13 protein-coding genes are annotated in these 14,054 nt (G+C 57.9%); 10 read left to right on the forward strand and 3 right to left on the reverse strand.

What is annotated here, in order from left to right; genetic code table 11:
• The first annotated feature begins 172 nt into the window (after nt 1–172).
• The 6 genes from J3P77_RS13320 to nhaA all read left to right on the forward strand — a co-directional run bounded on the left by J3P77_RS13320 (nt 173) and on the right by nhaA (nt 8,609).
• A complete protein-coding gene (locus J3P77_RS13320) occupies nt 173–1,135 on the forward strand; it encodes an endonuclease (protein WP_434677092.1) in 963 nt (320 codons plus the stop codon).
• A gap of 254 nt (nt 1,136–1,389) precedes the next feature.
• The gene (locus tag J3P77_RS13325; RefSeq protein WP_434677093.1) at nt 1,390–3,792 is read left to right on the forward strand and encodes a DUF3772 domain-containing protein; all 2,403 of its coding nucleotides are present in this window, start codon (nt 1,390–1,392) and stop codon (nt 3,790–3,792) included.
• A 171-nt stretch (nt 3,793–3,963) separates the two neighbouring features.
• Nucleotides 3,964–4,956: an AraC family transcriptional regulator gene (locus tag J3P77_RS13330; protein ID WP_434677094.1), complete on the forward strand. Its 993-nt coding sequence runs from the start codon at nt 3,964–3,966 to the stop codon at nt 4,954–4,956.
• A gap of 131 nt (nt 4,957–5,087) precedes the next feature.
• A complete protein-coding gene (locus tag J3P77_RS13335) occupies nt 5,088–6,122 on the forward strand; it encodes a histone deacetylase family protein (RefSeq protein WP_434677095.1) in 1,035 nt (344 codons plus the stop codon).
• Complete coding sequence (locus J3P77_RS13340; RefSeq protein ID WP_434677096.1) at nt 6,119–7,210, forward strand: polyamine ABC transporter substrate-binding protein; 1,092 nt, start codon at nt 6,119–6,121, stop codon at nt 7,208–7,210. Before J3P77_RS13335 ends, J3P77_RS13340 begins: the two co-directional genes overlap by 4 nt.
• 190 nt (nt 7,211–7,400) lie before the next feature.
• Nucleotides 7,401–8,609 (forward strand): Na+/H+ antiporter NhaA, encoded by a 1,209-nt coding sequence (nhaA, locus tag J3P77_RS13345; protein ID WP_434677097.1) that lies wholly within the window; start codon nt 7,401–7,403, stop codon nt 8,607–8,609.
• A 371-nt stretch (nt 8,610–8,980) separates the two neighbouring features.
• Here nhaA and umuC read toward each other — a convergent pair whose 3' ends face one another.
• Together umuC and J3P77_RS13355 are read right to left on the reverse strand one after the other, a co-directional pair.
• Nucleotides 8,981–10,261 carry a translesion error-prone DNA polymerase V subunit UmuC gene (umuC, locus tag J3P77_RS13350; protein ID WP_434677098.1) on the reverse strand — a complete coding sequence of 427 codons (1,281 nt, stop codon included), beginning with the start codon at nt 10,259–10,261 and terminating at the stop codon, nt 8,981–8,983.
• On the reverse strand, nt 10,248–10,679 hold the full coding sequence (locus J3P77_RS13355; protein ID WP_434677099.1) for a LexA family protein: 432 nt from the start codon (nt 10,677–10,679) through the stop codon (nt 10,248–10,250). The genes umuC and J3P77_RS13355 overlap by 14 nt, the downstream gene beginning before the upstream one ends.
• 279 nt (nt 10,680–10,958) lie before the next feature.
• Here J3P77_RS13355 and J3P77_RS13360 point away from each other — a divergent pair, with 279 nt between their 5' ends.
• Genes J3P77_RS13360 through J3P77_RS13370 form a run of 3 tightly spaced genes read left to right on the forward strand, consistent with a single transcriptional unit; the run spans nt 10,959 to nt 12,492 of the window.
• A complete protein-coding gene (locus tag J3P77_RS13360) occupies nt 10,959–11,798 on the forward strand; it encodes a hypothetical protein (RefSeq protein WP_434677100.1) in 840 nt (279 codons plus the stop codon).
• Nucleotides 11,799–11,809: 11 nt separating this feature from the next.
• Entirely contained in the window at nt 11,810–11,983 is a 174-nt protein-coding gene (locus J3P77_RS13365; RefSeq protein WP_434677101.1) for a hypothetical protein, read from the forward strand.
• A gap of 53 nt (nt 11,984–12,036) precedes the next feature.
• On the forward strand, nt 12,037–12,492 hold the full coding sequence (locus J3P77_RS13370) for a hypothetical protein (protein ID WP_434682109.1): 456 nt from the start codon (nt 12,037–12,039) through the stop codon (nt 12,490–12,492).
• Between the two features lie 29 nt (nt 12,493–12,521).
• Here the strand turns inward: J3P77_RS13370 and J3P77_RS13375 are convergent, their stop codons facing one another.
• A complete protein-coding gene (locus tag J3P77_RS13375; protein ID WP_434677102.1) occupies nt 12,522–13,193 on the reverse strand; it encodes a DUF3841 domain-containing protein in 672 nt (223 codons plus the stop codon).
• 217 nt (nt 13,194–13,410) lie between these two features.
• On the opposite strand from J3P77_RS13375, the gene J3P77_RS13380 reads away from it, so the two are divergent.
• Nucleotides 13,411–14,040, forward strand: a complete 630-nt coding sequence (locus J3P77_RS13380) for a LysE family translocator (protein ID WP_434677103.1) — start codon at nt 13,411–13,413, stop codon at nt 14,038–14,040.
• Nucleotides 14,041–14,054 lie beyond the last annotated feature (14 nt).

A 14,054-nucleotide genomic window follows, 5' to 3' on the forward strand; every position in this document is an offset into this window, starting at 1 on the left:
TCGCTGACTGTTCCGACCGGTGACCAGCTGTCTCAGTTTCATGTTCTATGAGCGCTGTCAGAAGCATGTTTTTGGGATAAGCGTCGCCGTTTTCAGCACGGCGGCTGTATGCAGGGATGACTGCGCCAGGCTCGCGCCTATAATGCGCGACCTAAACTGAATACTGTCTCTCATGAAAAAGCTGTTATCTGCTCTCGCTCTTTGTCTCTGTGTCGTTTCCGCTGTCTTCGCCTCTCCCCCCTCGACGTTTTCCGAAGCCAAGGTCGTTGCCAAACAGAAGGTCTATCTCGACCAGGCCGATAGTGCGCAAGGCGATCTCTACTGCGGCTGCAAATGGACATGGGTCGGTAAGTCCGGCGGGCGAGTAGACCCGGACTCCTGTGGCTACCAAGCCAGGGAGCAGCAGAATCGCGCCGACCGCACGGAATGGGAGCACATCGTTCCGGCCTGGACGTTTGGTCACCAGCGCCAGTGCTGGCAGAACGGCGGTCGGGAGCACTGCGTCGATGACGATCCTGTGTTCAGAGCAATGGAAGCCGACCTGTTCAACCTCTATCCCGCTGTGGGTGAGGTGAACGGTGACCGCAGTAATTTCAACTACGGCATGGCCCCAGGCGTAGCGCCCCAATATGGCCAGTGCCCGACGAAGGTCGATTTCGACCAGCGGGTTGCCGAACCGCGTGATGAGGTCAAAGGCCTCGTCGCGAGAACGACGTTCTATATGTTCGACAGGTACAACCTGAGCATGTCACGTCAGCAGCAACAGCTGCTAATGGCTTGGGACAAGCAGCATCCGGTGACGGCCTGGGAAAAAGAGCGGGACAGCCGCATCGCCGCGATCATGGGGCATCGAAACCCCTTCGTGACGGGCGAGCGGGTATGGACTCAGGGTTACAAGGCGGTTGGAGACGGCGTGGTGAGCGCAATCCCGAATCGCACCTCACAGCGAACAGAATCACCTGCCACCGGCCAAGCGGCTACAGGGTCGATCATCGGTAACAAAAACAGTCATGTGTACCATCTCCCCTCAGGATGCCCGAGCTACAGCTCAATATCGGCCAGGAACCAGGTGGCTTTCGATTCAGAAGCTGAAGCTCAGAGGGCTGGTTATCGGAAAGCAGGCAACTGTAAGTGAAGCCTGCCCCGCCGCTTTGTTATTGTCGGCTGCATGCCCGTCTGACACGTCTCATGAAAGTACCGGATACCGACAGCGGATCCAGATCCTGAGCTGGCACTACGGGATCTTGAAAAGTCTCAGCGCCGAGAATGCTCAATGCGCGTAGCGCAGCATGATATTCCCAAACACTGACGCGACAGCGGATGTCTCGAGACCGGGCCCTGGAAATATGCAGGGTTCGCTGAGCCGATTACCGCAAAGAAGGAAAGAGAATGCAGCAAGTTTCACCCAACCGTCTTTACACTGGACTGCTCGTCCTGCTTCTGCTGTGCGTGACTTTGCCAGCCTTAGCCCAGACCGCTGCCGCCTCCCAAACCGACAGCTCCAGCAGTGCAGCCCCGGTAGTGGACGCGCCGAGCCTGGATGACCTGAATGAGCAACTGGACCAGATCCGGCAAAAGGTAACGGTCAGCGCCAACGATGACTTGCTTTCAAGCTTGCGTCAGGCCGCTTTGCAGGTGCAAAAACAAGCCGACAATCTGGTTGCCCAGCAAACTGCAGAGATCGAGCACCTGAATGATCAGCTCAATATTCTCGGACCAATGCAACCCGACGAGGCGCAAAGTCTGACCAGCCAGCGCAAGACGCTGACCGCTCAGAAAAACGCGATGGCTAATGATCAGCGTCAGACCAATGCGCTAAGCCAGTCTGCCCGGGATCTAGCCACCCAGATCTTCAGCCTGCGCCGCAGCCTCTTCGATTCACAGATCAGCACCCGGACGGCAAGCCCACTCAGCTCAGCATTCTGGTCCACCCTGATTCGCCCTACCGATGACGACCTGGGACGCTTGAACGGACTTCTGGTGGATGTCCGCAAGGTGTTTGACAGCGCGCTGGCACCGGGCAAGCGTACGCAGTTCATCAGCGTTGTGTTTGGCGCGTTCTTGATATGGGTCGTGGTGCGACGCTTGCTGGAGCGCTTGCTGATCAGGTCGATGGTCCATTGGTTGCCGGAGGGCCGCCTGCGCCGCAGTGCCTTGGCACTGGCAGTCGGCCTCTCGACGATCCTCACCATTACCGCTGCCACTTCCTTGCTGCGATGGGGAATCGTGAGCAATGCAGTGCTCAGTAATGACGTGGTCAATCTGCTTGATCAGGTTCAGACGCTGATCACCTTCTGCGCCTTCATTGTCGGGCTGGGCCGCGCGCTGTTGATGCTGCCGCATCCCTCGTGGCGCCTGCCGCAAATTCCTGACGAGATCGCCTCGGCCATGGGCCGCTTCCCGGCCGTGTTGGCGCTGGCACTGATGATCATCGGCACGCAGGAGCGAATCAACAGTGTGATCGCCAGCAGCCTGGCACTGACGGTGGCGGTCAATGGCCTGACGGCACTGACGGTTTCGCTGATCTTCTTTTACGGCCTTTTGCGCTACCGCCGAACCCGCCGACGCTTTGAGCTGGAGCGCCCGGGCGGCGTTGCCGGGTTGATCCCTTTTGTCGTTGCAGTCTGGGTCGGGCTGAGTTTGCTGGCTTTGTTGAGCGGCTACCTGACGCTGGCTTACTTTCTGGCGGTGAAACTGCTTTGGGTGAGCGTGGTAGCGTCCACTGCGTATCTGTTGATCGCCTGCTTCGGTGATATCTGCGAAACCCTCCTGTCGCCCAAACAACCGGGCGGCAAGGCGCTGGGTTCGGCGTTGGGCTTGTCCGCCCGGCACCAGGCGCAGGCAAGCACGGTTCTGGCGGGTATTGGCCGTACCTTTCTATTGCTCACCGCGGTACTGCTCGCCTTCCTGCCGTCGGGTTCCAGTCCAGGCGAGCTGCTGGCAAGTTTTGCTCAGTTGGACGTCACGTCAAAATCCCTTGGCAACCTCAACATCGCCCCCAGCGATATTCTGATGGCATTGGTTTGCCTGGTCGCTGGCCTGCTGGGCGTGCGGGTGCTCAAGGAGTGGTTTGGAGAGCGCCTGCTTCCTGAAACCAATATGGACGCAGGGATGCAGGCCTCGCTTGTGACCCTGATCGGTTACATCGGCTTCGTTTTGGTTGTAGCTGTGGTGATGTCCACGCTCCACATCAGCCTCACCAACTTGACCTGGGTGGTCAGTGCGCTATCGGTGGGGATCGGTTTCGGCCTGCAAGCCATCGTGCAGAACTTTATCTCTGGCTTGATTCTGCTGACCGAACGTCCCGTTAAAGTCGGGGACTGGGTGAGCCTTGCAGGTGTCGAAGGCGATATTCGCCGGATCAACGTGCGTGCGACCGAAATCCAGATGGCCGACCGCTCGACGGTGATCGTGCCAAACTCGCAGTTCATCACGCAGAACGTCCGTAACGTGACCATGGGCAACGCGTTGGGGGTCGTCGGCGTCACACTGACCCTGCCATTGGATACCGATGTGCTGAAGATACGCGAATTGCTGATGCAGGCCTTCAGCGAGCACGAAGCCATCCTCGACACGCCACCCCCATCGGTGTCCTTCAAGGACCTGACCAACACAGGTTTGATCATCAGTATCAGCGGTTACGTCAACAGCCCACGCTCTGTGGGGGGCGCCAGAAGCGACCTGTTGTTTACGATTCTGGGGCGCCTGCGAGAATTAGGCATAGCACTGTCTACACCGCCAAGCATGGTGCTGGTCAAGGAAGCGACGGAAAAAGACCGTGCCGAAGAATAGGGCCACCTAACGGCTGGCTGAAAAATTAGAGCGGGTAATGCAGGCGCCTGCTCTAGTCCGGATCTGTGTCTTCAGGTAGCAGTGCGCAGCCATTGCATACCCGTAGGGCAAGCTGAGCGCACCGGCACATACCTTGCTTTACTTGCACACATCGCCTTGTCGGATGTCCCCATGCTGCACTCCCACCTCACCACCCTCAACGCTGTCTCGCTGGTCCTGAGCACTTTCAAGGCGCAAGGCTGGGCCGCCGAAGAGTTGCTGGCCGGCAGCGGTATCTGCGCAGCGGACTTGAGTCGCGCCGACACGCGTATCGCTACCCATCAGGAGATGCGGGTATGTGCCAATGCCGTGGCTCTGCAGCGCGACATAGGCTTGATCGTGGGGAGGCGCATGCATGTCTCGTCTTACGGCGTGCTTGGCTATGCCCTGCTTACCAGTGCCACTTTCGGTGACGCGTTACGCCTGGCGCTACGTTATCCAGCGCTCTTGGGAACACTGTTCGAGCTGAGCCTGGAGGAGCACGGCGAAAGCATCTGGTTCACCGCTGGCGATTACCGCGAGAATCCGGCACTGACCGTTTTCAATGTCGAGCTGTGCCTGGGTTCGCTGAAGGTCATCTGCGACGACTTGCTCGGCCACCCACTACCCTTGCTGAGTGCTCGCTTTGAGCACGATGCGCCAGATTACCAAGCGCGCTACGCCGAATGTTTCGACTGTCCGTTGCAGTTCAATGCCTCTGCCAATGCGTTTGGCTTTGATAAACGCTGGCTTGGCCAGCCTTTGCCACTGGCCGACGCGGTGACCCACCAGGCCATGGTCGAACGTTGTCGCAAACAGAATACCGAGTTCACCGGGCGCGACGCCTGGCTGGCGCGGATCCGCCAGTTGCTGGCTGCACAGCTGCATGCCGCACCGGGGCTGGACGGGCTGGCCCAACAGATGAACTGTTCGGCGCGCACCCTGCGTCGACACTTGCACGGCTTGGGCTGCAGCTATCAGGAGCTGCTCGACGAACTTCGTTTCGAACGCGCCAAGCAGTTGCTGGTCCAGGACCGGTGGCCCGTCTACCGGATCGCCGAGGCTCTGGGCTTCAGCGAGACTGCGAGTTTTCGGCATGCCTTTGTGCGCTGGAGCGGCGTGGCACCGAGCCAGTTTCGTGCATGATGCCCTGTTGAGGGGCGATTTACGGACAGATAATCTGGCCATATTTATCCCCTTTTGGCCGCACCTGCCGTTCTCATAAATCGCGTCCACCGCAAGACTGTATGCACCGATACAGCCCGCGGAGAACAACAATGTTGACGATCTACTCGGATGATCACCACCTGCACCATGGCCGGTGTGAACTGATGGACGGGCAGTTGATGCCCTGCTTTGAGATGCCGTCTCGCGCCGACCATGTGCTGCAACGGGTCAAGGACCGTCAGCTTGGCGCGGTACAGTCGCCACAGGACTTTGGCCTGGAACCGCTGCAACGCGTCCATAGCCGCGACTACCTGGAATTCTTCCAGGGTGCCTGGGCGCGCTGGGCCGAACTCGGGCAGGACGGCGACTTGTTGCCCTTCACTTGGCCGGCACGCACTCTGCGCCACGTATTGCCCGCCAGCCTGCATGGCCAGTTGGGTTACTACAGCTTCGATGGTGGCGCACCAATTACCGCCGGCACATGGCAGGCAGCGTACTCGGCGGCTCAGGTCGCGCTCACCGCTCAACAAGCGATCCAGCAAGGCGCCCGCAGTGCTTTCGCCTTGTGCCGTCCGCCGGGACACCACGCAGCCGGCGACTTGATGGGCGGTTATTGCTACCTCAACAATGCCGCCATTGCCGCCCAGGCCTTTCTTGATCAGGGCCACAAGAAAGTCGCGATTCTGGATGTGGACTACCACCACGGCAACGGTACCCAATCGATCTTCTATGCTCGCAACGACGTGCTGTTCACCTCGATCCACGGCCACCCGGAAGCGGAGTTTCCGTTTTTCCTGGGCTATGCCGACGAGCTGGGTGAAGGCGCAGGCGTTGGCTGTAACTTCAACTATCCTTTGCCGGCCGGTGCCGGCTGGGAAACCTGGAGCGCAGCGCTGGAGCAAGCCTGCATAGAAATCGATCGCTACGGCGCTGAGATCATCGTCGTATCCCTGGGCGTGGACACATTCAAGGACGACCCTATCTCGAAATTCAAACTCGACAGTCCGGATTACCTGGCGATGGGTGCGCGCATTGCCCGCCTGGGAAGATCCACGCTGTTCGTGATGGAAGGCGGCTACGCGGTGGAAGAAATCGGCATCAATGCCGTCAACGTTCTCGAAGGTTTTGAGGGGGTTTCTCGATGAAGATGCTCAAGTCGCTCGTGCTCTGCGCGGCCGTCGCCAGTGGCGTGGCCAACGCCGAAGAGAAAACCCTGCGGGTCTACAACTGGTTTGACTACATCACGCCCAAGGCGCTGAACGATTTCAAGGCGCAGAACACCAGCATCAAACTGGTGTACGACATCTTCGACACCAACGAAGCCCTGGAAGCCAAGCTTCTCACCGGCAACTCCGGGTATGACGTGGTGGTGCCATCCAATGTGTTCCTCGCCAAGCAGATTGAAGCTGGCGTGTTCCAGCCGCTGGACCGCAGCCAGTTGCCGAACTGGGAGCATCTGGACCCCAAGCTGATGAAGCTGATCGAAGCCAACGACCCCGGCAACAAATTCGCCGTGCCCTACATGTACGGCACCATCCTGATCGGCTTCAACCCCGACAAGGTCAAGGCCGCGCTCGGCGCCGATGCGCCGCTGGACAGTTGGGACCTGATTTTCAAGGAAGAGAACATCAGCAAGCTTAAGCAGTGCGGTGTCGCGCTGCTGGATTCGCCGTCCGAGATCCTGCCGCTGGCCTTGCAGCATCTGGGCCTGGACCCCAACAGTGGCAATCCCAAGGACTATGTCAAAGCCGAAGCGCTGCTGATGAAGATCCGCCCCTATGTCACCTATTTCCACTCCTCCAAATACATGGCCGATATCGCCAACGGCGACATTTGCGTGGCCGTCGGTTATTCGGGCAGTTTTTCCCAGGCTGCCAACCGCGCCAAAGAAGCGAAAAACGGCGTAACGGTGGACATGCGCCTGCCCAAGGAAGGGGCACCGATCTGGTTCGACATGCTCGCCATCCCTAAGGGCGCCAAAAACCCGCAGGACGCCTACACCTTTATCAACTACTTGTTGCAGCCCTCGGTGATCGCGCCGATCAGCGATTTTGTCGGCTACCCGAACCCGAACAAGGACGCGACCGACCAGGTCGACCCGTCGATCCGCAACAACCCCAACCTTTACCCGACCGAGGCGGCAATGACCACGCTATACACCCTCAAGCCCCTGGGGCGTGATGCAGAGCGTGCCAGGACACGGGCCTGGACCAAGATCAAGTCAGGCACCTGACCAAATGGCTGAGGGGCAGATCGAACATAGGCGCGCTATAGGCACCGCCGAGATAGGACGCGAGATATTAGGCCGCTCCCAATGCCATGGTCACTCTGTGTAGAATACGCAAATGGGTGTCACCGCATTGTGCGGCAGGGCAGGATAGATTTAGCGCAGGTCGGGCCGCCAGCGCGGAGCCGTCACGTCTATGAGTATGGATCCCTCACGCCTGGATAATGCCCGCGACACTGCTGCATCCCGTTCTGCCTTAGCTTTCCTGTCGAGATTTTTCGCTGCCGAGTCTGCAGGAGGCCTGATCTTAATGGCTGCTGCATTGGCAGCACTCGTTGTCGCAAACTCTGCTTGGTCTCCCGCCTACTTCTCGACACTGCAAATCAAGGTAGCCGGGCTATCAATCGAACATTGGATTAACGACGGCCTGATGGCTGTCTTCTTCATGTTGGTTGGCTTGGAAATCAAACGCGAAATGTTGGTCGGCCAGTTGGCCAGTTGGAGCCAACGCTCTCTTCCCGGTTTTGCCGCATTGGGCGGTATGCTGGTGCCTGCTTTCATATACCTTCTTATAAATTGGGGTGACTCACAAACAATGGGCGGGTGGGCTATTCCCGCCGCGACCGATATCGCATTTGCTTTAGGAGTGCTATCGCTGCTTGGCAAGCGTGTCCCAATATCCTTAAAAATATTTCTCTCCGCACTCGCTATCCTTGATGACCTGGGAGCAGTCCTCATCATCGCGTTGTTCTACACCAGCGGGTTGTCCATCAGCATGCTGATAGCGTCTCTAGGTGTGATTCTTCTTCTCGTAATACTCAACCGCTGCGGTGTAAGAAGATTGCTGCCCTATCTGATAGCCGGCGCAGCGCTGTGGTATCTCATGCTTCAGTCCGGCATCCACGCGACCCTGGCAGGGGTCATCGTCGCACTCTGCATTCCAATGGGAGACATGGAAGATGAGCGTTTGTCGCCACTTCTGTACCTGGAGGAAAAGATGCACCCATGGGTGGCGTTCGGGATCATCCCAATTTTCGGATTCGCTAATGCCGGCGTATCCCTTACAGGTATCACCCCAGAGAACCTCATCGATCCGGTACCGCTCGGCGTAGCTTTAGGCCTAATCCTGGGCAAACAAATTGGCGTGTTTGGCTTAGCGGCGCTGGCTATCAAATCCAGCATGGCAAGGCTGCCTGAAGGCTGCAGTTGGTCCCAGCTATATGGGGTCGCCCTCCTGTGCGGCATTGGGTTTACGATGAGCCTCTTTATAGGCGCACTCGCGTTTCCAAACGCTCCCCACTTGATAGATGAAGTTAAAGTTGGAGTGCTAATGGGCTCCATCCTCTCGGCCATTCTTGGGGTATTGGTTCTATTGAGATCTGGGCGCTCAACGATATCGAGCTGATCACAGCGCCACCAGGGATGATCCACTTAGGCCGAGGCAGCTGCTTGCAGCTGCCTCACACATCGGTAAAGGCCACGTAATAAGAGCTCCAAGACTCATGCAGGTCGGCGCATTCCGCCATTAGCCACGTAACATGAAAACCTCTAACCCTCTGATTTTTCTATTTAAAACATCTTCCTTGTAATCGCTTGTTAAGGGGTGCGATTGTCATGCGGATCAACCTCCACCACCAACTACTTGCCGAACGAAACCTTGACCGGCTTTGCTTAGCGCGAACGGCAACAATCGACCCTGAGCGGAATGACCAATCGGACCATCAGCTCATCAACAGTCGATGATCAATAGATTAGGCCACGCGCCGTCAACAGACTTTACTCCGCCCTGACCACCCACAACTGATCCAGTCGCGTCGTATAACTGCGACTCATCAAATCCCGCCGCATCGCCCACTCCGGATCAATCGGCACGCTCCCCGTCCGCAGCGTTCCCCTGCCCCAGCGCGCATTGATTTCGTCCAGTACACCCATCACTTTTTCCGCTGCCGCCGGCTGCGAAGCCGCAAACAGGTCATCGGTAAATTCCCCAGGCTGCCGCAGGTCCATCAGCAGCACCTCCGCCTTGCTGTATTTGAACCCTGGCCGAAACAGCCGGTTGACCGCTTCGGTCGCCGCCTTGGTCAGTAGTCGCACGTCATTGGTGGGGTACGGCAGTTCGACCAGCGCACCGTTGGCGTACTTGGCTTCTTCCGGGTTGAACATGCCAGTGCGGATGCTGACGCGAATCTTCTTGCACAGTGAACTCTGCGCGCGGAGCTTTTCAGCAGCGCGTTGGGTGTAAGTGGCCACGGCTTCCTTGATCGGCTCGATGCGGGTCTGGCGCGTGCCGAACATGCGGCTGCAACAGATCTCCTGCTTGGGCGGCTCAGCTTCGCTCAGCTCCAGGCATGGCGTACCGGCCAGCTCGCGGGCGGTCTTTTCGATCACGACGCTGAACCGCTCGCGCAAGGTGCGTGCGTCGGCCCTGGCCAGGTCCATGGCCGTGTGGATGTTCATCGCTTCCAGGTGCGCTTTCATCCGCTTGCCCACGCCCCAGACTTCAGACACCGCGGTGTTGCGCAGCACCCAGTCGCGCTTGAACGGGTCGGTTATGTCCACCACGCCGCCAGTCACGCCTTGCAGGCGCTTGGCGGTGTGGTTCGCAAGCTTGGCCAGCGTCTTGGTCTGCGCGATGCCGACCCCGACCGGAATGCCAGTGCAGCGGAACACCGTGGAGCGGATGCTTCGCCCAAGCACGGTCAGGTCGCCGGGCATGCCGGTCAGGTCGGCGAAGGCTTCGTCGATGCTGTAGACCTCCACCGCCGGCACCATCGATTCGATGATCGCCATGACCCGCTCGCTCATGTCGCCATACAGCGCGTAGTTGCTGCTGAACGCGACCACGCCGTTCTGGCGCAGCACGTCCTTGATCTGGAAATACGGCGCACCCATCTTCACGAACGGCTTGGCGTCGTAGCTGCGCGCGATGACGCAGCCGTCGTTGTTGCTCAGCACCACGATGGGGGTTTTGGCCAGGTCCGGTCGGAACACGCGTTCGCAACTGGCGTAGAAGCTGTTGCAGTCGATCAGTGCGAAAACCGGCTCAGGTATGGTCATGATCGCGCACGCTGTACTTCACCACGCCCCAGATGACCAGCTCGTCACCCTCCAGAACGTGTCGCGGCGGATATTTTGGGTTTTCGGACTTGAGGATCACTGTCTCACCGCGCCTGTACAGGCGCTTGCACACCGGTTCGCAATTGATGGAGGCCACGACGATGTCGTCATGCTCGGCTTGCACGCTGCGGTCGACGATCACGATGTCACCGCTGTAGATCCCTGCCCCCTGCATGCTGTCGCCCTCCACCTTTACCAGGTACACGTGCGGTGCCCGGATTTCGAATAGCTCATCGAGCGAGATGTGCTTTTCGATGTGGTCCGCCGCGGGCGACGGAAACCCCGCTGCGACCAGGGATGAGAGAAACGGGAGCGAAGCGCTCCCTGCCGACAAGGGGCCAAGGATGGTGACACTCATGATGCGAGCCTGTAGGTGGATGGATTATCTGTATGTATATACAGTAAACGCATTAGGCCGGATCAGGTCAATGTCGGATGTAGGAAATTTCGACGAGTGACATCACGCGTGACATCACGACTCGGACTCGCGAGGTCAACCCGTCAGGCAGAGAGCGGCTTGGAGTAAGACCTGTTTCACATCAATAACTTATATAGCGCTACCTCTCGTCGGACTCGGTTTGCCTGCCAGCGCATTCCGCCACTACTGTATATAAATACACATTCTGACGTACACACTATGGACCATAACAAGAAGACGGAGCTCCTTGCCGAGTGGCACCGACGCCTCAACGACAAACGTGAATGGTCCACCCCAGGGCTCAACCATCGTTTCCTGACGCGGATGGCGGACGACCTGCAGGCGGCGGCCATGATCGATCCGCTGGAGCGCTTCGACCTGGTCGAGCTGGCCCGCGCAGCCTTCTTTCACTACACCGAAGACGGCAACCGCGACTGGCGCCATCCCGCTTCCCACTACGCGGTGTATGACCCGAATGCGGTGCAAATCGGCAGCCTGATACATGGTCGTTACTACCTCCATGAACCGGATCAGGACCCCCATCATGCGGGCTATTTTGCGTTTCTGAAGGACGACAATTCGATCATCACCGGCACCTATGCAAAGTACGGGACGCTTGAAGAACGCTTCATCTACACCGAAGACGGCCAGCGTTTGACACTGGTTGAGACCCAGAGACAAATCGAAGGAGTTCTGCGCCAGCGGCTGGATGACCCGGATCGGTACCGCGCGTTGATCGATGCCGCGGCACTGGCCCTGGAGCACGGTGGCTTTGATCGCTACCTCAAACTGTGGGAAGCGCACGACTTCTCGATTTTTCGCAAGTGCTCGCAATGCCGTGATCTGTTCGCGCTGCGGGAGGATTGCCCCGCCTGTTCGGGCTGGGGGTTTGTCGAAGATGAGCAATGTCCGAGCAGGTTGCCGGCGTGGTTGCGTGCACGAGCTCAAGCCAGCCAAGTGGAGACGCTACCGGCACCGCAGCTGAACCATAGTGGGAAAATATCTCGCCAGGCTCAAGCAGGACGACAGCAATCTCGTAATTCGTCTGAAATCTGGTGAGCTTATGCGGGATGGATCACGCTGCTTTGATTGACGGTCTCTCAGATTTAAGCGTGAACGCTCAGGAAGTCAGCCCGGTGCTGACATTCTTTGCCAGTGATGACGAACTTGAATTTGCTGGGGGCAGTTCCTGGATGCATGATTACGTTGCCAAACAGATTTCCGAGTCCTTTCCGAGCGGCTGAACAGATCCCTTACAACCCTGCTCGTCTCGTCCACCTAGCGAATGCGCCAGGAAATGGCGGTACCGATCATTCAGGCACTGCACAACTGGATGTTGGCCCAGCGAAACTTGGCGGCCAAGGATCGGCCACGGCCAAAACCCTCGATCGTGACGGGCGAGCGGGCGTGGATGCAGAGCTACGAATCTGTCGGAGAAGGCGTGGTTAGTGCGCTCCCGAATCAGCAGTTCAAGGTAAGGCACGAGCGCATCAACCTGGATGCACAATATCGTTCGTTTAACCGAAAGTTTCGAGGCACCGCCATGATCATGCTGGATGAAATGCTCGACGCTTTCTTTAACGTGCTAGCCCACCGGATCGGCGTGCGCATATTGAAAGCGTTAAGCGGTGGCAGGTTTAAAGGCGAACGGGGTTTCGCTTGGGGCTGGGCGTTGGTGGTCGGAGGCGTGGCGTTGCTCGCACCGTTTGTAGCTGTCATCGCCTGGCTGATAATAAGTAGATCGAGCGGCTGAACGCCATGCGGGCCTATTCCCACTGCACATCAGCCAGCACCGCTATCTGACCCCTCATTGCTATAGCTAGTCAGGCAGCTGGGCTCAAGCACAGCGTTTACGTACGCACGCCGCAGCGTCCAAAAACAGCCCTGTATGCTCTTGGCTTCAAGCGGCCCCGTATCGACCGCACAATGATCGAGCTCAAAGATAGCCTCCCATGATATTCGCAGACGGTCTTCAAGCCGCAGTGCGGCGGCGGATCCATTTGGGGCCATCTGTAGAGCCTTGTCGAACTCTTGGTCGTCGAGCTCGGACGTGTAAACGTAGCTTCGGTTGAGCACAAAATGCCAAAGATCGAAGCAGGAAAGCACTACGAGGTGGAACGGGATAGAGAGCTGCAGTACGACAGGATCTGTCAGACCTCCCAAGTCTTCGATGTAGGGTTCGGGGTGATCTTCCTCTCGGCGAATCCAGCACCACCACGGCGTCAGGCCTGGCAACGTCGGGCTAATCCCAGCATCAGCCATGGAGGCTTTTAGCCAAGCGTATGCTGCTTTAAACATCGGATCGTCGTCAGCATGGCTGATCGGGCAAGTCAGCTCGCCGTGCTGCTCAAGGAGTTGCCACGTTGACCGCTCCATGATTGTCCAACATTTGATTCGTCCATCGGCGGAGAATGCGGACTGCCATTTTTGAATGCGGGCTTTTAAGGACAGCAATCTGAACGCCTTACTGATTAAAGTGAATTGACGATGATTACCGTCGGTTTGAAGGATGACAGCCTGGCGGCTTCCCGCCCCCCTCTCGCCCGAACGCGCTGGGGCAGTGGTACAGTTCCGCGATTCAACCGGTAAATGAATAGCTTCGTTCTCCAACACTCTGGAAGATGAGACCGTTCAGGAATTCAATCCAGGCTTTTGTCAGGGAAACAAGCAAATGGAGCTGAGCAATCTTCTAGGCTTCGCAGTCATCGCAATGGGCATCGTGTTGACGCCAGGCCCGAACATGGTTTACCTGGTATCGCGATCAATTTCTCAGGGCAGAGCGGCTGGGCTAATCTCGCTTGGCGGGGTCGCGCTAGGCTTTGTCTTTTACATGCTTTGCGCCGCGTTCGGTATCACCGCGCTCGTGCTTGCCATCCCGTTTGCCTATGACACTGTCCGTTTTGCTGGAGCCATCTATCTGCTGTGGCTGGCTTGGCAAGCAGTGCGTCCTGGCGGTCGTTCCTCTTTCCAAGTAAAGGATCTCGTCAAGGACAGTCCCTGCAAGCTTTTACTAATGGGTTTCCTGACGAACTTGCTGAACCCCAAGATCGCCGTGCTTTATCTGTCCCTGCTGCCCCAATTCATAGATCCGGCTAAGGGAAGCGTATTGAGTCAGGCGTTGGTACTTGGAACGATGCAGATCGGCATCAGCGTCGTGGTCAATGCCTTGATTGTCATGTCAGCTGCCTCCGTGGCAATCCTGTTCACCCGTCGCCCTGCGTTCGCACTGGTTCAGCGCTGGTTCATGGGAACGGTGCTCGCCGGCTTAGCAATGAGGATGGCAACAGAGGGACGACGCTGATCATCACTAAGCCG

This window comes from Pseudomonas sp. R1-18, from assembly GCF_051132095.1.
In the GTDB taxonomy this organism is placed as follows: Bacteria; Pseudomonadota; Gammaproteobacteria; order Pseudomonadales; family Pseudomonadaceae; genus Aquipseudomonas.